We start from the raw sequence: 20,849 nt of genomic DNA, 5'->3' as shown, positions 1-20,849 counted from the left end.
CCCCGGTTTGCCGGGGAGGCTTTTTCGTTCTCTACTTCGTATAGCACCCCAACCATCTATTACGAGTATATTTGCTGGCACCGCTTTTGTCTGGAGTGTCAGGAGTTTACTTCCTGCTTTTTTCGCTTTATGAACCGCCGCTGGCTTCTTTCTACTCTTCTTGTGCTGCCGGCAATGAGCCTGCTAGCGTTCGGGCCTTCTGATTCGCTCCGCTCCATTCCCAATCACAGCTTCACGTCCGGCGAAGTGCTGCAGTACAAAGTGCACTACGGACTGATTAACGCGGCCGAAGCTACTATCGAGGTATCCGATGATCTGCACCGCATAAACGAGCGGCCATGTTACAAAGCCACCGTTACGGGGCGCACCACCGGGTCATTCGATTTCTTTCTGCGCATTCGGGATACCTGGCGCTCCTACATCGACACGACCAGTATTCTGCCGCAGAAGTTTTTCCGCAACATCGAGGAAAACCACTACCGCAAGAAGGAAACCGTTGATTTCGACCATATCAAAGACGTGGCAGAAGTCGAGAAGCGGGGCAAGGACAAGGACGACGTGAAGCGCGGCACTTACAAAGTCCCCGACAACGTGCAGGACCTGGTGAGTGGCTTCTACTACCTACGTACCCTCAACTACGACCAGCGCCGCATCGGCGAAGTCATTCGGGTACAGGGCTTCTTCGATGAAGATGTATTTACGATGGACGTAATGTACAAGGGCCGCGAAACTGTAACGACCAAAGCCGGCACCATTCGTGCCATCAAGCTGGTACCAAAAATGCCCAGCAACAAGCTTTTCAAAGGGGAAAACGCTATTTCCGTCTACCTCTCCGACGACCGAAACAAAGTCCCGGTTCTGATCCAGGCCGAGTTGTTTGTAGGAGCTGTGAAAGTGGATATGTATAAATATCGTGGCCTGAAAAACCGGCTGAACTTGGTAGCCCAGAACTAATAGTGTGTGAAGCGGCCCCTGACAGGGGCCGCTTTTTTGTTTTATTCGGCCTCGCCTGCTGGCGAAGTACTCGGTTCCTGAAGTGTGGTTCACAAAAACGTAACATACCGGAGCACCCGGCCGGCGGTACTTTTGTCTTCGCGCATCCTGTTTTACCCCCAAACACCCTACGCTGTGCAAGCACCTGCCAACCCCAACGCGTACAAGATTCTTGTTGTCGATGACGACCCCGACATTGTGGAGTTGCTGGAATACAACCTGCGCAAAGAATGCTACATGGTGGCTTCAGCCCCCGATGGCCGCAAAGCCCTGGAAATTGCCCCACAGTTCGGCCCCGACATCATTCTGCTCGATGTAATGATGCCGCATCTAGATGGTATAGCCACCTGCCGCCAGCTTCGGGAACAGCCCAAGTTCAAGGACACCTACATCATTTTCCTGACGGCCCGCGCCGAGGAGTTTTCGGAAGTAGCAGCCTTCGAAGCCGGGGCCGACGACTTCATTGCCAAGCCCATCAAGCCGCGGGCCCTGCTCAGTCGTCTGGCCGCCTTCGTGCGACGCGACCGGGACCCACTGTCCGTGCAGGACACCATCGAAATCAACGGGCTAACTATTGACCGGACGGCCTTTTCCGTGTATCAGGAGGGTCGCAAAATCACACTACCCAAAAAGGAGTTTGAACTGCTGGCCTTTCTGGCAGCCACGCCGCATAAAGTATTCGGGCGCGAAGAATTGCTGCAGAATATTTGGGGCAATGACGTTTTTGTGCTGGCCCGCACCGTGGATGTGCATGTGCGCAAAGTGCGCGAAAAAGTCGGCGACCACCACATTCAGACCATTAAGGGCGTCGGATATAAATTCAACACCGACAACTAGGTCTACGTCATGTAAAAGCGGAGCACTTTGCCAGCGCGGTTATTTGTTGCACTGGCAAAGTGCTCCGTTTCGCGCTGCATAACGTTCCTTGATGCGCTTTACTTTCTTTCTGCATGCGCCTCACTATTTCCTCCCGTACCATTGCCCTGCTGCTCTCGATGCTGGTGGCGTGCGTACTCACGGCGCTGGCGTGGGTGGCACCAACGTTGCCGCTGCAACAGGGCGTGTTGGCAGCCGGCATCACCATGGCAGCCTGTTTTCTACTGATATACCTGATGTTTGAAGCCCTTATTTTCAGGGAGATCAACAACATCTACGCCGGTCTGGAGCAAATTAAGCGCAAGGAGTTCCGCCGCATGTCGAACAAGTTTTTGTTCCGCCCGGAACCCCTCAAGCGCATGCGAGAGGAAATTATAGACATGGCCCAGCGCAAACAGCAGGAAATAGATGAACTGAAGCGCCTGCAGGCCCTGCGCCGCGAGTTTCTGGCCGACGTTTCGCATGAACTCAAAACGCCCATATTCGCGGCGCAGGGGTTTCTGCATACCGTGCTGGATGATGATGACATCGACGAGTTTGTACGCACCAAATTCCTCCGTAAAGCCGCTACCAGCCTCGATGCTCTTGACACGCTGGTACAAGACTTGGTAACCATTTCGCAGCTGGAAAAGGGGGTAGTCCGGATGCGCCGCCAGAGTTTTGACGTGGCAGAACTGGTGCAGGACATCTTCGAACAACTGGAACTGAAAGCAAGCCAACGGGCCGTGCGTCTGGAAATATTCCCGCCTACTGCGCCGCAAACCGGCGTTCGGGTACTGGCCGACCGTAGCCGCATCCGGCAAGTACTTATCAACCTCATCGACAATGCCATTAAGTATGGGCGCGAAAACGGTCATGTAGTCGTGAGCCTCGTGGAAAGCGGCAAAAGCGTCCGTATCAGTGTCCGTGATGATGGCGAAGGAATTCCCAAACAGCACCTCAACCGCATTTTTGAGCGGTTTTATCGTATTGACAAGAGCCGCTCCCGTGACTCCGGCGGTTCGGGCCTCGGGCTGGCCATCAGCAAGCACATCGTGGAGGCGCACAAGTCCGTCATTCGGGTGCGAAGCGAAATGGGGCAGGGCACCACGCTGGAGTTCAAACTGCCCAAACCCCGCACCCCGGCACCGCCCCAGATACCTGCCGATAAGGTCATAGGTGAATAGCTATAGAGCAGGAACGGACACTTGGCGCATACCAAGGTGCTTTCCCGCTCCTCTCAATCCATTACCTTTGTGGCCTCTTTATGAAGCTACCCGATTTCCAAGACCTGATTCTGTTCGAAGACGAAGACTATATCGTCATCAACAAACCTCCTTTTCTGGCCACGCTCGACGAACGGTTTGGCGGTGCGCCCAATATCCTGCGTCTGGCCCGCGAGCGATACGACGATGTGCAAGCCTGCCACCGCCTCGATAAGGAAACCAGCGGCTCGCTGGCGCTAGCCAAGAACCCGGCGGCCTACCGCCACTTGGCTATGCAGTTCGAAGACCGCAAGGTGAAGAAAGTGTACCACGCCGCTGCTTGGGGCGTACATGAGTACGAAGGTCTGCGCGTGGAGCGAAGCATTGAAACAACCACCAAAGGAAAGGCTCGTCTGGCATTCAAGGGCAAGCCCGCCGTGACATTAGTGCGCACGCTGGAAACCTATGCCAAGCACACGTTGCTGGAGTGCCAGCCCATCACGGGGCGCATGCACCAGATCCGGTTGCACCTAGCCTATCTGCAGGCTCCCATCATCGGCGACACGATGTACGGTGGCGAAGAATTCTATTTGTCTTCGCTGAAAAAGAAGTTCAACATGAAGGAGGGCGAGGAGGAACAACCCTTCATCAAGCGTTTCGCGCTGCACGCCGCCAGCCTCACTTTCGCCAAAATGGATGGTGAAAGCATTACCATTGAAGCCCCTTACCCCAAGGATTTTCGGGTCTTGGTGGATACGCTTCGGCAGTATCAGTAAGCTCAAAAAGCGAGTAGCACAGGCTGGGTTAGCGGTTTTTTGGTATCCTGCTACTGATACTAAAGTAGGTGCTACTCAGGCACAAATATTACTATTGCCCTTGCAAATACGCTGAAAGGCGGTAACTTTGTGTCCGTTTTTCCCGGACCGTATCCGGTTTCTCCTCATTTCCAAACGCTTACCCTCCTCCCCAATGGATCATCTGAGCTTCAAGACGGTATCCGTCAACAAAGCCAACGCCGATAAGGCATGGGTCGTGGTTGATGCCAGTGTTGCGCCGCTGGGCCGTCTGGCCAGCCAGATTGCCAACATGCTGCGTGGCAAGCACAAACCTTCGTTCACTCCTAACTCGGATTGTGGCGACAATGTAATTGTTCTGAACGCCGACAAGCTCTACGTTACGGGCAAGAAGCTGACCGACAAAATCTACATCACCCACTCGGGCTACCCCGGCGGTCAGAAGCGCATCAACCTGCGCGATAAGAAAGCCAAGGACTCAACCCGCGTGATTGAGCACGCCGTGAAAGGCATGCTGCAGGGCAACAAGCTCGGTGCCGAGCAGTTCCGCAACCTGTATGTGTACAAAGGCGACCAGCACCCACACGAAGCCCAGCAGCCCAAAGCTGTTGAACTGAAAAACCTCTAAGCCGAATTCGGCCTCTCTTTAATTCTTCACTTAATGGAAATCTCCAACACCTCTGGTAGAAGAAAAACCTCGGTGGCCCGCATTTACATGCAGGCCGGGCAAGGGAATATCACTATCAACGGCCGGGACATCAAAGCGTACTTCAGCAATGAGCTCCTGGAAAACATCGTGAACCAGCCTTTGGCTACTGTCGAGCAAGTCGGCCAGTACGACATTAAGGTAAACGTGCGCGGTGGTGGCATCTCGGCTCAGGCTGAAGCCATCCGTCTGGCCATCTCGAAAGCTCTCGTAGGCGACAACGCTGAGGTTCGCCCAGCGCTGAAGAAAGAAGGCTTCCTGACCCGTGACCCGCGCATGGTGGAACGCAAGAAATTCGGCAAGCGCAAAGCACGTCGCTCGTTCCAGTTCTCGAAACGCTAATCCCAGAGGAAACTTATTATGGCTCAGTCCACCACCTATAAAGAACTGCTTGATGCCGGTGCCCACTTTGGTCACCTTACGCGCAAGTGGGATCCGAAAATGGCGCCGTACATCTTCATGGAGAAGAACGGCATCCATATTATTGACCTGAACAAAACCCTCGTTTCGCTCGACCAGGCTGCTGCGGCTATCCGCAACATTGCTAAGAGCGGCCGTAAGGTGATGTTCGTGGCTACCAAGAAACAAGCGCAGGAAATCGTAACGGAAGAGGCTACCCGCCTGAAAATGCCGTTCGTAACCGACCGTTGGTTGGGCGGCATGCTCACCAACTTCGCTACCGTGCGCAAGTCGTTGAAGAAAATGAGCACCATCGACAAGATGGTGAAGGAAAATACGGCTTACGCGGCACTTGCTAAGCGTGAGAAACTGATGATGTCGCGCGAGCGGGAGAAGCTGGAGCGTGTACTCGGTGGCATTGCCGACCTGAGCCGCCTGCCTGCTGCTCTGTTCGTAGTAGACGTAAAACGTGAGCACATTGCCGTGAAAGAAGCCCAGAAACTGGGTGTTCCGGTATTCGCTATCTGCGACACGAACTCGAACCCCGAGCTGGTGCAGTTCCCAATCCCGGCCAACGACGACGCCTCGAAGTCAATCCAGCTCATCGTGAGCGTGATTGGTAAGGCCATCGAAGAAGGTCTTTCGGAGCGTAAGGTCGACAAAGAAGATGCCGACAAGAAGCAGGCCGAAGACGAAGGCATCCAGGAGAAGCAGAACGCCGAAGAATAGGCTCATCGCCCCTCCTTCGAAAAGGGAACATGCGAAGCACTCGGCTCCGGTGTTCCCTTTTCTTTTGTCGGCTTCCCTACCTAGCTAGCCGGCATCAACCCTGATTATAACCCTCACCCCTCATATACCCTCACAACAATGGCAGCAATTACCGCCGCAGACGTGAACAAGCTCCGCACCATGACCGGTGCAGGCATGATGGATTGCAAAAAAGCGCTGACCGAAGCCGATGGCGACTTCGAAGCAGCCCGCGACATTCTGCGCAAGCAGGGTCAGAAAATTGCTGACAAGCGCGCTGAAAACGAAACGTCGGAAGGTTTTGTGACCGTGAGCGTAAGCGAAGACGGCACGACCGGCAAACTAGTAGCCTTGGCCTGCGAAACCGAATCGGTAGCGAAAGTGGCTAACTTCCGTGAGCTGGTTCAGCGTATTCTGGACGCTGCCGTTCGCACGAACGCTGCTACCAAAGAAGATCTGCTGGCTACCAAGGAAGAAGATGGCCTGACTATTCAGGAGCACATCACCGACCTGATGGGCAAAATCGGCGAGAAGCTGGACGTAACGTACGCCACGCTGACGGCTGAGAAAGTTGCTTCCTACATTCACTCCGATAACAAGAAAGGCGTACTCGTAGGCCTGAAGAACGTAGGTGGTGCTGACATTGCTGCCGTAGGCCGCGACGTAGCTATGCAAATCGTAGCCATGAAGCCCGTAGCCGTTGACAAAGACGGTGTGGATTCGGCCGTTACGGAGCGCGAAATTGAAATCGGCAAAGAGCAGGCGCGTGCCGAAGGCAAGCCCGAGGCGATGCTGGAGAAAATTGCGCAGGGCAAGCTGAACAAGTTCTACAAAGAGAACACCCTGCTCAACCAGGAGTTCGTGAAAGACAGTTCGATGACCATTGCCCAGCTGCTCGACAAAACGTCGAAAGGCATGACGGTAACGGACTTCAAGCGTGTTGCTATTGGTGCCTAAGCTCCCCGCTTAGCCCTATCAAAAAGCCCCGCTGGCATTGTGCCAGCGGGGCTTTTTGTTTATTTACAATTCAAAAAGCAGCTATGGCAGAGAGAAGAAAGAATGCGTACCGGTACTTGCTGTATCAGTTTCTGCTTGACATTCGGACTACTCCGATTTTTGAATCGGCTTTACCTACTGACTGAACAGCTGAGCTGCGGGATAATCAACTCAGGTATTCCGGTTCGGTGGCCTATCTGCTGCATAATTTTGCTTTGCAGGCCGCTACAGATTTCGTTGGCTTCGATGAAGAAGGGTTCTGGACAAACATCGAAGCCTACAATCAAATAGGCCCCAAAGGCTACCTAAGTCACTTCCGGAAAGTATTTGACATGTTTCTGGAAGGTAGAATCAATTGAACAACTAGCGGCTCTGGGTAGCTGGGGGCAAAGTCTTCCGCCGACTAGCGCCTCCTATTAAGTTCTTGGCCAGCACTGCTAGCAGTATGAAGAACAGCAATCCAATCAGGGTGCGGGGCCAGTTTATGTTTTTCATGAGGTATGATTACGGGCGGTGAGCCTGACTGGTATACGCCCGCACCCGCGCGGCTGCGTTCTGGCGGATGTTCAGGTAATACAGCGCGTAGTCGGCGATGTGAAAGGAGTGACGCAACTCGGGGCGGCCGGGCAGCAGGAAGCGGGGGTAACCGCTGGGCTTAGGAGTATGCAGCCATACAAGACCGTCGTGCACCTTGGCATCAGCTACGGCGGTATCAATCCGGTTGAATTCGTAGGGTGTGCCACCGAGGTTGAGCGAGGTAGGTGCGGCCACCGTATCGGTGCGCCACGTGAGCGGATTTACGGCTACGCCGCCTTGGAACGGTGGATAGTCATTGCCCCACTCCACAGAGTTCCAGGCCACATAGCAACCGGTTTGGGTGGAGTCTTCGCAGGGCTTGAGGAGTTGGTACTCGGTGGGCTTCACGTTGAAACCAATGAGGTAAGCCGCCACCAGGTGGCGACGCAGCTTCGGGTTTTGATCAACCATTTCGCGCAGCAAACGCGTGGCATGAAAAGTACCCTGACTATGGCCCGCCACAATAAACGGCCGGCCTTGGTTGTAGTGCGCCAAGTAGTACTCGAAAGCGGCTTTTACGTCGCTATATGCTAGTTCCAGTGCTTCCTTGCCGTTTTCACTGTTTTCATCAAAGAAGGAAAACAACGTGGCCTGCCGGTAGCGCGGCGCGTAGATGCGGCCAACATTGTTGAACACCGAAGCCTGCTTGCGGATGGTGCTGCGGTCCGTGAACTGGTTCACGCGGGCATCGGCCACATCGGCGTTCCAGGAACCACGGCGGTAATACGTCGTCGGATGCACGAAAAACACGTCAACAGAGGCACTGGCCTGCTGGTCGCGAAGGCTGGTACGGGAGGGCACGGCATCGGCGGAGTCGCGGCGGGTGGGCAGTGCGGCCCAGTTGTCGGGCTGGGCGTAGTCGGGGGCGGTAGGTGTGGGGTAGCGCGCAAATTCGCGGCTCGGCTTAATAACTTTCAGGCAGGAGCCCAGCAACGGCAGCAAAAGCAGGACCAGCAGGCCTGTACGGGGAAAAGCAACGTACTTCATACGGGAACATACAGAACACAAACGCGCGCCACCGAACTTCGGCGACGCGCGTCCGGTAGGCGGCCGCAAAGGTACGGCAGGCTAGTCGGTGAACGTATTTTCGAGCAGCTTTTCCTGCCGCAGATACACGATTTTGAGGTTCTTATCGAGCCGCACCCGCACCTGCGCCGTCGTCTGCTGGTGCTTCTGCAACGACTGCCGGAAGGCTTGGCTCTTCTCCAGATACGTAATCAAGCGAGACCCATCGTTGGCTACGGGTCCTACTTTCAGGCTGCCGGGCTCAATTTGGGTGGAAGCTTCTGTGAACTCCGGAAAGTGCGTCCGGGTTAACTCCGCCTCAATAGCCTGAGGAGTAGTGCCAGACAGGGTATAAAACCGCTCTACGTTAGGAGCAAAGTGTTGCGCGGCACTAAAAGGAGCTGCCTGCAGATCCGTGTAATAGGCCTCCAGTGTCTGCTGCACACGCGCTTCACTCCCCGCTTCGTCTGCGGCAGTGGGTGTTTCAGTGGGGGCTGACGGGGCTGGTGTGGTGGCGACTGAATCACGCGGAGCAACAGGCGGCAGCACAGGCGCCACGCGCACCGTTTCGGGCACGGCAGCAGGCGGCAAGTCTATCTGCTCGGCCTGGGGTCCTACGTCAGGTGTCACGGCCAATGAGTCGGCAGCCGTCTGAGAAGTACTGGTCAGGCGCTCCGACTCACGGTTACCTAGCATTAGGTAAGCAACCAAAGCCAACAAGGCAACGATACCACCAATAATGAGGATGGTTCCTAACGGACTTTTGGCGGGCGCAGTGTAAGGTGCGTCTTCTACCTCGTCGGTGTCGGTGGTAGCGGCGGCCGAATACGGCTCTGGCTCAGCAGCTGAAGGCGAGGCTTCGGGCCGGCCAGCTATGATGGGTCGGCTTATTGATTCGGAAGGCGAAGCCGGGGCAGACGGTGCCCCAATAGGAGGCAATGGCTCGGGGGTAGTATGATGTACTACTGGTGGCAGCATAGGGTCTCCTACCGGCGCTATCGTGGTCGGCTCGGGCGTAGCGGCCACCGGCAAAGTCGGGGTGCTGCCCGCCTCGTTGAACAGCAGCTTCTGCTTGAGGGCAGCAAACTCCTGCGGCGTGATAGTACCGGCATCAAGCCACTCTTTGAGTTGCCGCAGGGTATCGAGCGGCGACGGGTCTTTTTCCATATTCTTCACTACTGACTTTACAGATACGCCGGCCAACTGGCCAGCCACTCACTTGCCGCTTCTACGCATAACAACCCGTCTGGGTGAAGCAACCGGGTAGCAGCTTCAATGCACAATATCCCCGATACCTGCCCAGCAGATAACGGGGATATTGTCGAGCAGGCGTTGGCACCGGCTACTTCTTGTCCAGTGTGGAAAGCCGGTCGCGGCGGCGCTGCAGCTTGGCTTTGCGGGTTTCTAGCAGCTGCGCATTTGTAATGAGCTGCACCGAGTCCTGGCTGGATTTGACCTTGTTCTCGGCATTCTGCTTTTTCAGGGCCTCAATCTTGTCGAGGTTGCTTTGCGTGTTGGCGCTCAGGCTCACGCGCTCCTTTTCGAGGCGCTCCTTCTCTTTTTCGGTTTCACGCAGTTCTTTTTCGGCCACCGCAATCTGCTCACGGTAAGCCTTCAAGCGCGCAGCCGAAGCGAAGTTGGTAACGATATTGCGCAACGCCGCGTACTCGCTGGGCGTTTTTTCGGGGTCGAAATAGGTGTCGGAGTCGAAAGCTGCGAATACGGCCAGTTCAGTAACGGTGTCGGAAGGAGCCGTTACCAGTGCGTACAGATCAATCAGCTTGCCCGAGACGCTGGACGCCGGCACCTGCTTGGCCACCAGAATGTCGCGCTTGCCCACGCCCAGCAGGCCATTGCCTTTCACCTTGATATTGTAGGTGTCTTTCAGCCAGGACTGCCAGAAGTCACGCGTCCATTCCGGCGTACCATCTATCTGTACTTTCAGCGCCGACCGTTCCCGCTTTTCGTGGTTGATGCTGCTTTGGCGCACATCGTAGAGCTGCGCGGCAGCCGGCTGTGTAACGCTGGCCACCACTAGCAGCAGAAGACAGAGAATAGAGTTTTTCATGTCAGGGAATATAGGAAAAATCAGCTATAAAGAGTTGCGGTAGCGCCTGGCTTACAGACCGTGCCGGTCGAAGGAAGCCTGCAGGTCGTCGCGCATTTGGGCGAAGCGGGATATGGCAGCCTGCAGAAACTCGCTGTCCAGCAGTTCACGCACGTCCTCGTCGCTGGTCACGTCTAGCTCGCTCACCTTGTAGGTTTGCTCCAGCTGGCCTTTTTCCAGCTTAATCAGGTACTTGCCGTTCCAGGAGAAAAGCGTGATTTTGGCTTCGGGGTGCGGAATATCGGCTAGCTGGCGCATGGTAAACGTGTGGGCTTAGGAGTGGCGAAGATAGGTAGCCCGGCGCAACGACCCACGTAAGCTCATCATAACACCTGCCCGGGCGGCGCGTAGAGCAACAAACAACTTCTTGTTTCACTTTTCATTTTCTTCATCATGCCCCAAGGAGACAAATCGGCCTATACCGACAAGCAGAAGCGGCAGGCTGAGCACATCGAAGAAAGCTACGAGAAACGCGGCGTATCGGAAGACGAGGCCGAAAAGCGCGCCTGGGCTACCGTCAACAAGCAGGACGGCGGCGGTAAAAAGAGCGGCTCTGGCCGCAAGAAATAAGTTTATAGCAGCTCACAACTAAAAATCCGTGGCTTCACCTGAATTTAGTCAGGCGAAGCCGCGGATTTCAGCTATAATACTGGTTGGCGGCTATACTACAGTGCGTAGAATTACCCAGAGCGAGGCGCTGGAAATGATTATCCAGAGCAAAACGCCTTGCACGAACGGCCGCACCCCCACGGAGCGCAGCACCGGTGCCGACAGCCCGGCTCCAATTAGGAACAGCGTCAGCGTCAGCCCAATTTTGGACAGCTGCACCACATACGGCGCCAGTGGCTTCAGCGCCGGCACGTAGGTATTGAGCAGCATGGCTCCGATGAAGCCAAGAATGAAATAGGGCAGCTTGATTTTGGCACCCGGCGTTTTGAATAGGAAGGCCGTGCCAAGCGCCACCGGAATAATCCAGAGAGCGCGGGCCAGCTTTATAGTGGTAGCAATCTGTAGGGCTTCGCTGCCGTAATGGCTGGCTGCTCCTACCACCGAGCTGGTATCGTGAATGGCAATGGCGGCCCAGAGGCCAAACTGATTCTGGCTTAGGTGCAGCCCATGCCCGATGGCCGGAAACAGAAACAGCGCCACCGAATTCAGAATAAACACCGTGCCCAACGCTACCGACATCTGGCCTTCTTCGGCCCGTAGCACAGGCCCTACCGCCGCAATAGCGCTGCCACCACAGATGGCAGTGCCACTCGAAATCAGGTGGGACGTTTTCCGGTCGATGCCCAGCCAGCGGCCCACAAAATAGCCCAGTGTAAGCGTACCCACTATGGAAGCTACCGAAAACAGCAGTCCTTCGCAACCAGCCTGCAACGCCTGCTGCGCATTCATTCCGAAGCCCAATCCTACTACTGACCATTGCAGCAGCTTACTGGTGTAGCGCTTGCTCTGGGCCGGAAATGGGTTGCCAATGGCGAGTGCCACCAGCAGGCCCAACGCTAGCGCCAGCGGCGGCGAGCCCCACGGCGACACACAAATAGCCAAGGCGGCCAGAAACACGAGTATCCGGGGCGTAAGCTGCAGTGGGCCCAGTGCGAAGCTCCGCGAGAGGAACGCGGCAGAAATACTCTGCGCGCGTTCCGAGCGGGTGGGTGCGTATTGGGGAGCGGGGTGGGTGATTTTCACGGCGGGTGGACCGTTGGTAAGCATAGCCAAAGGTACGTAGTCCCCCACCCTACCGATAATCAATAATGTTTATCAGCTATTACTTCAGGTTATATGAGCCAGAGTTCAATTGCACCTGTAAGTCTCTACTCAGCAGTCTCCAACTGCTTGCGAGCAAAGCTGAGGAAGCGTTGTGCCTGGGCCGATAATGGCTGCCCCTGTACCCACACCGCATCAAAGTGGCGCGGCAGATGCAGGTCCTGTACCGGAACCACTTCCAGCCAGCCGGCGGCTACCTCTTTTGCCAGCGCCCGTTTCGACACGACTCCCAGACAATCGGGTGATGCTTCGAGGTAGGACTTGATGGCTTCGGTATTGTCTAAGTAAAAGGCAACCCGCAGGCTTGATGGCTTAATGTTATGCTCACGTAGTGCAAACTCTAGCACTTCCAAGGTGCCGGAGCCCCGCTCACGCAGCACCAGTGGCTGCTGCAGCATGGTGGCCAGCGGCATCGGCTCGGTGGGCGGCCCTAGCGGGGTGGCTTTGCGCACTACCTGCAGCTCATCGTGCAGCAGCAGTTCGTAATGCAGGTCGCGGCTGCGCACCTGCCCTTCCACAAACCCCAGGTCGAGGTGGCCGTGGAGCAGGGCCTCGGCAATCTGCTCGGAGTTACCGTTGAGCAAGCTGAGTTGCACTTGCGGATAGCGCTGCTGAAAACCCGGCAGAATGGGCGGCAGCACGTACTGGGCCAATGTGGTGCTGGCGCCCAGGCGCAGACGGCCCGCGGTTTCGTCATGGAGGGCGTAGAGTTGGTCGGTGAGCTGCTGGTGCAGCGCCTCCACTTCATCGGCGTGTAGCAGCAGCAGGCGGCCGGCTTCGGTGAGGCTGACCCGGTTGCCGCGCCGCTCAAACAACCGCTGCCCGTAGCTGCGCTCCAGTTCCCGGATATGCTTGGTGATAGCCGGCTGAGTGATAAACAGCTCCTGCGCCGCTTTGGTGAAGCTCAGGTGCCGGGCCACAGACTGGAAAACGCGAAGACGGAAATCGGGCATAGCAGAACGCATGGCACACGCCCGCCAGTGTTGGCAGTGGTGCGGTGGGCGAAGTACGCAAACAAGGCAGTAGGTTTTTTACCTTGCGCTGGCCTACTTCATTGTTCGGCACTATTCCCACTCTTTTCCGGTGCGTGTAGCGCACTTTTTACTGTATGAAAAAATCTTTCCTGACCGTGTTGGCGCTGTTGCCGCTGGCCGTTTCAGCCCAACAAGCTACAGTATACACACCTGAGCTGCTCTGGAAGCTGGGCCGCCTTGGCGAAATGCAGGTGTCGCCGGACCGCAAAACGGTGGCCTACACCGTAACGCGCTACAACCTGAGCGAAAACCAAGGCAACACCGACATCTGGGTAGTGCCGGTAGTAGGCGGTGCGGCGCGCCAGCTTACGAATACGCCCGGCTCCGAAAACACTCTTAACTGGCGTGCCGATGGTAAGCTGACCTTCCTGAGCGGGGAAAGTGGCACCGACCAGCTCTATGTAATGAATGCCGATGGCAGCGGCAAGCAACTGCTGAGCAGCTTTCCGGAAGAAGGCCTGGCAAACCTGAAGTACGCGCCCAACGGCAAGTTTATTCTGTATACGCAGGACGTAAAAACCGGCAAATCGGTGCAGGACTGGTACCCCGATCTGCCCAAAGCCGACGCCAAAATCATCGACGACCTGAACTACCGTCACTGGAACGCCTGGGACGATTTGAAGGTGTCGCACGTGTTTTTCCAGCCTATCGGGGACGATGGCAAGCCCACCGGCTACGGCAAGGATGTGATGAGCGGTGAGAAGTTCGACTCGCCGCTACAGCCTATGGGCGGCTCCGAGCAGCTGGCCTTAGCGCCGGATGGCTACCGGCTGGCCTACACGTCGCGCAAGTTTACGGGCAAAGCCGAGGCCACCAGCACCAACTCCGACATCTACCTCTACGACGTACGCACCGGGCAGACGCAGAACCTGAGCGCCGGCCTGGGCGGCTACGATACGGAACCGGCCTTCTCGCCCGACGGCTCGAAAGTAGCCTGGCTAAGCATGGCCACGCCCGGCTTCGAGTCGGACCGCAACGGCATTGTGGTGTATGACTTCAAAACGAAGAAGCGGCAGGATATTACGGCCGGCTCGGAGCAGGCGGCCGGCAACATCCGCTGGAGCGCCGATGGTAAGACCATCTATTTCGTGAGCGTGCTGGCCGGTACAGAGCATATTTTTGCGGTACCAAGCAAAGGCGGCAGCAGTAAGCAACTGACCAAGGGGGCGTTCAACTACAATGGCTTCGAGCTGGCGGGCAAAGACGTAGCAATAGCCAACAAAACCACCCAAGCCCAGCCCGCCGACCTCGTGCGCGTAGACCTGAAAACCGGCCGCGAAACGCCCCTGACGAACATCAACCAACAGGAGCTGGCGGGTGTAAAAACCGGCCGTACCGAAGCCCGCATGGTGAAAACCACCGACGGCAAGCAGATGCAGGTGTACGTTATCTATCCGCCTGATTTCGACCCGAGCAAGAAATACCCGACGCTACTTTATTGCCAGGGCGGGCCGCAAAGCCCCATCACGCAGAGCTTCTCGTACCGCTGGAATTTCCAGCTGCTGGCCGCCAACGGCTACATTGTGGTAGCTCCCAACCGGCGCGGCCTGCCCGGCTTCGGCACGGAGTGGAACAACAGCATCAGCGGCGACTGGGGCGGCCAGCCGATTCGGGACTACCTGTCGGCCATTGATGCCGTGAGCCAGGAGCCCTACGTGGACAAGGACCGGCGCGGCTGCGTGGGGGCCAGCTACGGTGGCTACTCCGTGTACTTTCTGGCCGGCAAGCACGAAGGCCGCTTCAAGACCTTCATTGCCCACTGTGGCCTTTACAACCTGACCAGCTGGTACCCTACCACCGAAGAAATGTTCTTTGCGAATCAGGATTTGGGCGGCGCACCGTGGGACGTTCCAACCAAGTCTTTGTCAGGTGAAGAGGCAGCCGATGCTATGGAAGAAGCTGCTGATGCAGTACGAGACGCAGCCGATGCTACGGCCGAAGCTATGGCAGATGGCGCCGACAGCGGTGATGCGCTGGCGGCGCAGTCCAGAATGAAGGACGCGCAGGCGCAAGCCAGCCGCAAGGCCAGCGTAGCCCGCACGTACCAAGAATTCAACCCACAGCTGTTTGCTAAAAACTGGGATACGCCTATCCTGGTCATTCACGGCGGCAAAGATTTCCGGGTGCCCGAAGACCAGGGCATGGAGGCCTTCGGAACGGCGCAGCTGCGCGGTATCCCGAGCCGCTTTCTGTACTTCCCCAACGAAGGCCACTGGATAAACAAGCCCCAGAACTCGGTGCTCTGGAACCGGGTGTTCTTCGACTGGCTGGCCCGCTCGCTGAAGCCGGAAGGCCAGGCAGCCAAGTAATAGACACGACCTATAGCGAAGCCCGTCCGAAACTACTTCGGGCGGGCTTTTTAGTGTTCAGGCCCGTAAGGTTCTGAAACGAAATTCGCGCAAAACCATACGTGCGCAGATGTATCGCACCCTTTAGGTGGGCCTTTTTATTTATTCCAACAAGAGTGTATCAGCAACAAGACCAGTGCTGAAAGCTCAACCATGTAAACCTACTACCACCTGACTACCACCACCTGGACTCGTCGGCCAAAGCAGCATGATGCTTCAGGAAAGAACATGGCATTTATCCAGTTGGCAGATGCCAGAGGTATTTTATTTTTTAACTATATCAAATTGTATTTATTTACTGCAGCACCTGCTCTTCCTTTAGCTATTTTATGTGGTTTCGCTCCCTTATTGCCATGGTGTTCGTCTGCTGGCAGGTCGGCACCATGTCTGCCTGTGCTGCCGAGGCGCCGCCTGAGGTGGTGCGCGACACATTGTTGCTGCAGGACCCCAAAGGGCCGCATATTTCGGAGGCGTACCGCTACTACACCGAGTCCTTTGACATAGTCCCTGACCCGGAGCAGGTGGAAGCGCAGTGGCAGGCGGGCAAGTTCCGAACCGGCCCGTGGCATAAGACCCTCAACCTGGGCCTGCTGCATGAGCGGGTGTGGATGCGGCTGGTGGTCCGCAACATAGAGCCGCAACGCCTACGCTACCTCTGGAGCATCTTCAACTTTACGGACAGCGCCGCGCTGTACTGTCGGCGGCAGGGCGAAACCCAGTTTCGGCAGCTGGGCGCGGCAAGCTCTTGGGTGCCCGCAGCCGAAAGAGCGTTTCCGGCCCGGTCGCTGAGCTTTCCGTTTGTGCTCGAAGCCAACGAAACAGCGGTGCTTTACCTGCGCATCGACCTGCACGCCGGCGCACTGTATCTGCCCACGTACATTGAAACTGCCGAACACTTCCTGGGCTGGGAAATGAACTTCCCATTCGAGCGGCACTGGGTCTGGATGCTGGGCTTTTACCTGAGTAGCGCCCTGTTCAATCTGGTGCTGTATGCCTTTCTGCGCGACCGGGTGCACTTGTGGTATGTGGCCTACGTGGCGTGCGTTACGCTGTTTTTGATGATGGAAGACGGGCTGGATGCCATGTTGCTGCCACGTCTGCCTTACCAGATTATCTGGACCATCGGACAGTTCAACTTTATGCTGCTGGCATCGGCAGCAGGTATCCGGATAATGCAGTTGTTTCTGCGGCTGCGCAGCGGGTGGCCCCGGCTGCATCAGGCTGGCAATTGGCTGGCAGGTATGGGAGTAGTTTTTGTGGTGCTCTATGCGGTGCTGTTTCCGTGGGCAGTTCGTCATAGCCTGGGCTTTCTGCAGGTACTTAATACCATGCGTGAGCTACTGCTGCTGTGCTTGTTTGCGTATGGCTGGGTGGTCTTGTTTCAGGTGTTTCAGTCCAGCCAGCGCCGCCGTCTTGCGGCATATTATGCCCTCACCTATCTGTTCTTTTTCAGTGGGTTTGCCGTTTTCTGGAGCAACCACGTCGGCTTGAGCAGCTTCAATCCTATCTATCCCAATCCGCTGGCGTGGGGGCTGCTGCTGGAGCTGCTGGTACTGAGCGCGCTGCTTACAGGCCGCTTCCAGCATACGCTGCGCCAGAACGCCCAACTCCGTATCCGGCAGCTTCGGCAGCGCAATGCGCAAGGCGCACGCCTCATTGCAGCGCAGGAAGAAGAACGGGAACAGCTGGCCCGGGAGCTACACGATGCCTTGGGCCCCAACCTGGCGGCGCTGCACATGGCCTGGCAGGGCCAAGCTGTACAGCAGGCCATGAATACCTCGCCGGAAGCCGCAGCAGCGGGCCGCCACACTGAGTTGCTGCTGCGCCACCTCCGCGACGAGGTGCGCACGTTTAGCCACGCCGTGTTGCCCGCCGAACCGGGGCTGGGCACGCTGTCGGAATCTGTTGCCGCACTGGCGGAGCTGATTAATCTCTACGGCACCCCTGTAGTGCATACCTACTGCGACGAAGGCCTCGACCAACTTTCGCCTTCCCTGCAGCAGACCGCCTACCGTATTGCCGCCGAGTTGCTCAACAACGCCGTACGGCACGCCAGCGCCACGGCTGTGCAGGTGCAATTGCTGCGGCTGCCTGCCACTCTCGAAATTCTGGTGGAAGATGATGGCAGCGGCTTTAAAAACACAAAATCGGGTTCCGGCATTGGCTTGCGCGGTGTGTATGCGCGCGCCGAATACCTCCGCGGCCAGGTACATATCGACAGTTCCGACAAAGGCACCACCATCGTTGTGCGGTTGCCATGCTAAGTGTGTTACCCCGACTACTCTCGAAAACAAGCTGAACTGTTGGTGCCGCACCTGCTTTTCATAGCTGCATAATTCGCTCAGATTGCTCCGGCACTTGCTACTGCCGCATCCACCGTTTCACTTGCCCGCTTATGTCCTGCCGCTTACTTATCCTGGATGACCATCTGATGCTGACCCAAAGCCTGGCGCTGCTACTGGCCGAGCAGCCGGACCTGGAAGTGGCAGGCCAGTTTGGCACAGGAGACGCCTTGCTGGCGTGGCTGCCTACTGCCGGCCCGGCTCCGGCCGACGTTCTGCTGCTGGACCTGCAGCTACCGGCTCCTGATGGCCTTACGCTGCTGCCGATGCTGCGCCGACAGTGGCCGGCCCTGCGCATCTTGGTATTTAGCACAGCGGCTACCCCCGAACTACTAACGCGGGTAGCGGAGGCCGGGGCCAATGGCTTCGTGCCCAAATCGGCGGATGCTGACCAACTGCTGGCTGCTATCCGTGCCGTGTACGAAGGCCAAAGCGTCTTTCCAAAATCGGAGCGCAAAGCCTCAGTAGCCCCCGCTGACTCGCCTTTACTACAGCGGCTCTCGGTTCGGGAACGGGAAATAGTGAGCCTGATTCGGGCTGGACTCACCACCCGGGATATTGCGGAGCAGCTTTCCTTGTCCGAATTCACCGTGAGCACGCATCGGCGCAACATCATGCACAAGCTAGAGCTGCACAACGTAGCGGTACTCGTGCAGTTTGCGCACACGCATGGGCTATGATGCACGCACGGCGCCCTATACCAGCACCTCCTCCGTTACTTTACTGATGTCGCTGCTGATTTTCTGAATAAAATCCAGCTGCTCGGACAGCTGTGGATCAGGGGCAGCTGCCTCAGGCCGCTTGGGCGCGGGCAGCCCAGAAGCGGGTTCCGGAATGGTTTCGGGCTCGGCCGGATCGAGGCGGCGCAGGCTGCGGTGCAGGGCCTGCTGCGACTGACGCACCAAGCGTAGCAGGGCTCCGGGCTGCTCTACCCGGCTGCTGCCTGCCAGCAAACCAGAGGTGATGGAGGCCACATTGGAAGATAGAATATGGTTTAGCACCACAAACTCGTGCACTTCGGTGGGCCGATGCTGCTTACCACGAGGCTCCGACATCATGCGCTGAAACGCGGCGGCCAGGTTCGCGGAGCTGACGTACACTTCCTTGCGGGCCAGCTTATAGTCGACTACGGCCACGGGAGAACCGGTGAGGCTTTCCTGTAGCGTGTAGAGATAGTGCAGATTAGCGCGCAGCACGGCCTTCATGTAGTCCTGTAGCTGGTCAGACTCCCAGCGCGGAAACAGCAGGTAGCTGGCCGCAAATGCCAGCAGGCATCCCAGCACAGTATCCAGCATCCGTTCTTCCACTACCTGCAGATACCCCAGCCCCAAAAAGCTGAACAGAATCAGGACGAAAGGCGTCATGAACGTGACGGCTACAATGTAATTGCTGCGCGTGAAGCTGAAAGAAGTCAGCATGAAAAGGCCCAGCAACACCACCAGCACAGTTCGGTCGTGTATCAGCAACAGTACCAGCCCCCCAATGCCGCCGCCCACCAGCGTGCCCAGCACCCGATGAATATTGCGCTGCTTGGTGAGGCTGAACGCCGGCTTGAGCATGTAGGTCGTCGTCATGATGATCCAGTAGCTATGATGGCCCGGCAGGAGCACTTTGGCTATTACAAAACCGGCCAGGCAAGCCACCATCATGCGGACGGCGTGCCGGAAAATGCCCGAGCTGAGCGTGAGATGGTCGCGCAGCTGCCCCAGCCCGAAGCTCTGATGCGCTACAAAACGCCCAAACTCCAGCTCCCGCCCCGAGGCAGCAGGCACCGTGGCATCGAAATAGGCCTGGATATCCTGCACTCGCTGGGTGAGGTTGCGCAGGTTCACCAGAATTTTCTTCAGCACCAGTGTATGGCCCGGCTGGCTGGCATCTTCGAGCGAGTCGATGCGGGCTTTCAGGTACTCCAAGCCAGCGGCCAGGTCCACGCGGGAAGTATGGCCGTGGTTGGCTTCAATAGCAAACCCGATGCGTTCCAGCTCAGCCGCTAACTGTTCCACCAATTCCGCAATGGCATCAAGCACGCCGGTGGCCTCGAAGCGGGCATGCAGCGCGGCATAGTCGTAATAGGTGACAGTGATATGCTCGTAGAGGTCGACCAGATCTACGAAGGTGAGCACCAGCCGCCGTCCGGTGCCCGTTGATTCTTTCATCATCTGGCGGGTTTTGAAGAGCAGTTCGCGCACGGCATCCTGCTTTTCGTTCACAGTTACCTGCTGCGCCATCAGGCGGCGGTAGTCATCGTCGAGGCTGGTGCCGGTGCGGTAGAATTCTGCTTTTAGGCGCAGAAAGCCCGAAACTGCCCGGATACATTCGCCCAGCGCCTGCTGCGCCGGCCGATAGGGCCGGATCTGATACCAGAGCAGACTCACCAGCATATACCAGATGCCACCCGCCGTGACCTGCAGCACATATTCTATCAGCTCCCGCAAGGTGAGGCTGCGGTCCATCATCAGAATAACGAGCAGCAGGCCCGCGGTGCCCACAGAAGCGGCACGGTTGCCGTACACCAGAAACAGTGTAAACACGAAGCTCAATACCCCAATTTCCAGCCCCAGCAACCAAAGATGTGGCTGGACCAGGCCCGTGAGCAGCGCCAGCACCGGTAGCAGCACCACGGCCGCCAGCATCCCATTGCGCTTGTGCACCACCGGGCCCGGCGAATCGGTGATGCTCACGCAAAGCGCCCCCAGTGCTACTTCTATTCCTACTGCCAAGTGCCCCAGCCACCCCAGCAAAATACCAGGCAGCAATACTGCCAACGTAATGCGGAGGCCATCGGAGAAGTCCTGACTAAAGAAGAAATAGCGAAGCTTACGGGCGTGTGTATTCATAGCAGCGGACTGCGGAGGCGGGTTCTGCTGCGCCTATACGGCAATAAGCCGTCCGTCGCTGAACCTGCACCCGCCGCCAAGCTACCGCAAATACTAACGCCGTGCTTCGGTTTCTGTTCTCGGCTCTTGCCTGCA

At 57.0% G+C, this 20,849-nt stretch carries 19 protein-coding genes; 12 read left to right on the top strand and 7 right to left on the bottom strand.

Features of this window, described 5'->3' with window-relative positions; all coding sequences use genetic code 11:
- Positions 1–129: 129 nt before the first annotated feature.
- From H4317_RS03965 to tsf, 8 genes are all read left to right on the top strand, one after another.
- Entirely contained in the window at positions 130–954 is an 825-nt protein-coding gene (locus H4317_RS03965; RefSeq protein WP_260625815.1) for a DUF3108 domain-containing protein, read from the top strand.
- Positions 955–1,128: 174 nt separating this feature from the next.
- Positions 1,129–1,830, top strand: coding sequence for a response regulator transcription factor (locus H4317_RS03960; RefSeq protein ID WP_260625814.1), 702 nt, complete (start codon positions 1,129–1,131; stop codon positions 1,828–1,830).
- Positions 1,831–1,943: 113 nt separating this feature from the next.
- Positions 1,944–3,035: a sensor histidine kinase gene (locus H4317_RS03955; protein ID WP_185888858.1), complete on the top strand. Its 1,092-nt coding sequence runs from the start codon at positions 1,944–1,946 to the stop codon at positions 3,033–3,035.
- A gap of 80 nt (positions 3,036–3,115) precedes the next feature.
- Positions 3,116–3,829 carry an RluA family pseudouridine synthase gene (locus H4317_RS03950; RefSeq protein ID WP_185888857.1) on the top strand — a complete coding sequence of 238 codons (714 nt, stop codon included), beginning with the start codon at positions 3,116–3,118 and terminating at the stop codon, positions 3,827–3,829.
- A gap of 193 nt (positions 3,830–4,022) precedes the next feature.
- A complete protein-coding gene (gene rplM, locus H4317_RS03945; RefSeq protein ID WP_185888856.1) occupies positions 4,023–4,475 on the top strand; it encodes a 50S ribosomal protein L13 in 453 nt (150 codons plus the stop codon).
- A gap of 33 nt (positions 4,476–4,508) precedes the next feature.
- Positions 4,509–4,895: a 30S ribosomal protein S9 gene (gene rpsI / locus H4317_RS03940; RefSeq protein ID WP_185888855.1), complete on the top strand. Its 387-nt coding sequence runs from the start codon at positions 4,509–4,511 to the stop codon at positions 4,893–4,895.
- An 18-nt stretch (positions 4,896–4,913) separates the two neighbouring features.
- Positions 4,914–5,681 carry a 30S ribosomal protein S2 gene (gene rpsB, locus H4317_RS03935; RefSeq protein ID WP_185888854.1) on the top strand — a complete coding sequence of 256 codons (768 nt, stop codon included), beginning with the start codon at positions 4,914–4,916 and terminating at the stop codon, positions 5,679–5,681.
- A gap of 138 nt (positions 5,682–5,819) precedes the next feature.
- On the top strand, positions 5,820–6,656 hold the full coding sequence (gene tsf / locus H4317_RS03930) for a translation elongation factor Ts (protein ID WP_185888853.1): 837 nt from the start codon (positions 5,820–5,822) through the stop codon (positions 6,654–6,656).
- A 543-nt stretch (positions 6,657–7,199) separates the two neighbouring features.
- Here tsf and H4317_RS03925 read toward each other — a convergent pair.
- The 4 genes from H4317_RS03925 to H4317_RS03910 all read right to left on the bottom strand — a co-directional run bounded on the left by H4317_RS03925 (position 7,200) and on the right by H4317_RS03910 (position 10,641).
- Complete coding sequence (locus H4317_RS03925) at positions 7,200–8,258, bottom strand: DUF3089 domain-containing protein (RefSeq protein WP_185888852.1); 1,059 nt, start codon at positions 8,256–8,258, stop codon at positions 7,200–7,202.
- Between the two features lie 81 nt (positions 8,259–8,339).
- The gene (locus H4317_RS03920) at positions 8,340–9,443 is read right to left on the bottom strand and encodes an SHOCT domain-containing protein (protein ID WP_185888851.1); all 1,104 of its coding nucleotides are present in this window, start codon (positions 9,441–9,443) and stop codon (positions 8,340–8,342) included.
- A gap of 175 nt (positions 9,444–9,618) precedes the next feature.
- A complete protein-coding gene (locus H4317_RS03915) occupies positions 9,619–10,344 on the bottom strand; it encodes a hypothetical protein (protein WP_185888850.1) in 726 nt (241 codons plus the stop codon).
- 51 nt (positions 10,345–10,395) lie between these two features.
- The gene (locus H4317_RS03910) at positions 10,396–10,641 is read right to left on the bottom strand and encodes a hypothetical protein (protein WP_185888849.1); all 246 of its coding nucleotides are present in this window, start codon (positions 10,639–10,641) and stop codon (positions 10,396–10,398) included.
- 135 nt (positions 10,642–10,776) lie between these two features.
- Between H4317_RS03910 and H4317_RS03905 the strand changes: the two genes are divergently transcribed.
- Complete coding sequence (locus tag H4317_RS03905; RefSeq protein ID WP_185888848.1) at positions 10,777–10,953, top strand: hypothetical protein; 177 nt, start codon at positions 10,777–10,779, stop codon at positions 10,951–10,953.
- 90 nt (positions 10,954–11,043) lie between these two features.
- Here H4317_RS03905 and H4317_RS03900 read toward each other — a convergent pair whose 3' ends face one another.
- Together H4317_RS03900 and H4317_RS03895 are read right to left on the bottom strand one after the other, a co-directional pair.
- Entirely contained in the window at positions 11,044–12,099 is a 1,056-nt protein-coding gene (locus H4317_RS03900) for a YeiH family protein (RefSeq protein ID WP_185888847.1), read from the bottom strand.
- 101 nt (positions 12,100–12,200) lie between these two features.
- Positions 12,201–13,106: a LysR substrate-binding domain-containing protein gene (locus H4317_RS03895; protein ID WP_185888846.1), complete on the bottom strand. Its 906-nt coding sequence runs from the start codon at positions 13,104–13,106 to the stop codon at positions 12,201–12,203.
- A gap of 155 nt (positions 13,107–13,261) precedes the next feature.
- On the opposite strand from H4317_RS03895, the gene H4317_RS03890 reads away from it, so the two are divergent.
- The 3 genes from H4317_RS03890 (at position 13,262) to H4317_RS03880 (ending at position 18,557) form a co-directional block, all read left to right on the top strand.
- A complete protein-coding gene (locus H4317_RS03890) occupies positions 13,262–15,496 on the top strand; it encodes a S9 family peptidase (protein WP_185888845.1) in 2,235 nt (744 codons plus the stop codon).
- Positions 15,497–15,864: 368 nt separating this feature from the next.
- Positions 15,865–17,799, top strand: a complete 1,935-nt coding sequence (locus H4317_RS03885) for a sensor histidine kinase (RefSeq protein WP_185888844.1) — start codon at positions 15,865–15,867, stop codon at positions 17,797–17,799.
- A 131-nt stretch (positions 17,800–17,930) separates the two neighbouring features.
- On the top strand, positions 17,931–18,557 hold the full coding sequence (locus tag H4317_RS03880; protein ID WP_185888843.1) for a response regulator: 627 nt from the start codon (positions 17,931–17,933) through the stop codon (positions 18,555–18,557).
- Positions 18,558–18,572: 15 nt separating this feature from the next.
- On the opposite strand, the gene H4317_RS03875 is transcribed toward H4317_RS03880, so the two are convergent.
- The gene (locus tag H4317_RS03875) at positions 18,573–20,714 is read right to left on the bottom strand and encodes an FUSC family membrane protein (protein ID WP_185888842.1); all 2,142 of its coding nucleotides are present in this window, start codon (positions 20,712–20,714) and stop codon (positions 18,573–18,575) included.
- Positions 20,715–20,849 lie beyond the last annotated feature (135 nt).

Origin of the sequence: Hymenobacter sediminicola (assembly GCF_014250515.1) — a bacterium.
Lineage (GTDB): Bacteria > Bacteroidota > Bacteroidia > Cytophagales > Hymenobacteraceae > Hymenobacter > Hymenobacter sediminicola.
Note: the sequence above shows the minus strand (reverse complement) of the source record. Positions and strands in the feature narration are given on the sequence as shown.

Bases quoted from the DNA above. Each gene is read 5' to 3' on its own strand.
- H4317_RS03965 (WP_260625815.1), top strand. From the start codon at position 130: ATGAACCGCCGCTGGCTTCTTTCTACTCTTCTTGTGCTGCCGGCAATG.
- H4317_RS03955 (WP_185888858.1), top strand. From the start codon at position 1,944: ATGCGCCTCACTATTTCCTCCCGTACCATTGCCCTGCTGCTCTCGATG.
- H4317_RS03950 (WP_185888857.1), top strand. From the start codon at position 3,116: ATGAAGCTACCCGATTTCCAAGACCTGATTCTGTTCGAAGACGAAGAC.
- rplM (WP_185888856.1), top strand. From the start codon at position 4,023: ATGGATCATCTGAGCTTCAAGACGGTATCCGTCAACAAAGCCAACGCC.
- rpsI (WP_185888855.1), top strand. From the start codon at position 4,509: ATGGAAATCTCCAACACCTCTGGTAGAAGAAAAACCTCGGTGGCCCGC.
- rpsB (WP_185888854.1), top strand. From the start codon at position 4,914: ATGGCTCAGTCCACCACCTATAAAGAACTGCTTGATGCCGGTGCCCAC.
- tsf (WP_185888853.1), top strand. From the start codon at position 5,820: ATGGCAGCAATTACCGCCGCAGACGTGAACAAGCTCCGCACCATGACC.
- H4317_RS03925 (WP_185888852.1), bottom strand. From the start codon at position 8,258: ATGAAGTACGTTGCTTTTCCCCGTACAGGCCTGCTGGTCCTGCTTTTG.
- H4317_RS03920 (WP_185888851.1), bottom strand. From the start codon at position 9,443: ATGGAAAAAGACCCGTCGCCGCTCGATACCCTGCGGCAACTCAAAGAG.
- H4317_RS03915 (WP_185888850.1), bottom strand. From the start codon at position 10,344: ATGAAAAACTCTATTCTCTGTCTTCTGCTGCTAGTGGTGGCCAGCGTT.
- H4317_RS03910 (WP_185888849.1), bottom strand. From the start codon at position 10,641: ATGCGCCAGCTAGCCGATATTCCGCACCCCGAAGCCAAAATCACGCTT.
- H4317_RS03905 (WP_185888848.1), top strand. From the start codon at position 10,777: ATGCCCCAAGGAGACAAATCGGCCTATACCGACAAGCAGAAGCGGCAG.
- H4317_RS03900 (WP_185888847.1), bottom strand. From the start codon at position 12,099: ATGCTTACCAACGGTCCACCCGCCGTGAAAATCACCCACCCCGCTCCC.
- H4317_RS03895 (WP_185888846.1), bottom strand. From the start codon at position 13,106: ATGCCCGATTTCCGTCTTCGCGTTTTCCAGTCTGTGGCCCGGCACCTG.
- H4317_RS03890 (WP_185888845.1), top strand. From the start codon at position 13,262: ATGAAAAAATCTTTCCTGACCGTGTTGGCGCTGTTGCCGCTGGCCGTT.
- H4317_RS03885 (WP_185888844.1), top strand. From the start codon at position 15,865: ATGTGGTTTCGCTCCCTTATTGCCATGGTGTTCGTCTGCTGGCAGGTC.
- H4317_RS03880 (WP_185888843.1), top strand. From the start codon at position 17,931: ATGTCCTGCCGCTTACTTATCCTGGATGACCATCTGATGCTGACCCAA.
- H4317_RS03875 (WP_185888842.1), bottom strand. From the start codon at position 20,714: ATGAATACACACGCCCGTAAGCTTCGCTATTTCTTCTTTAGTCAGGAC.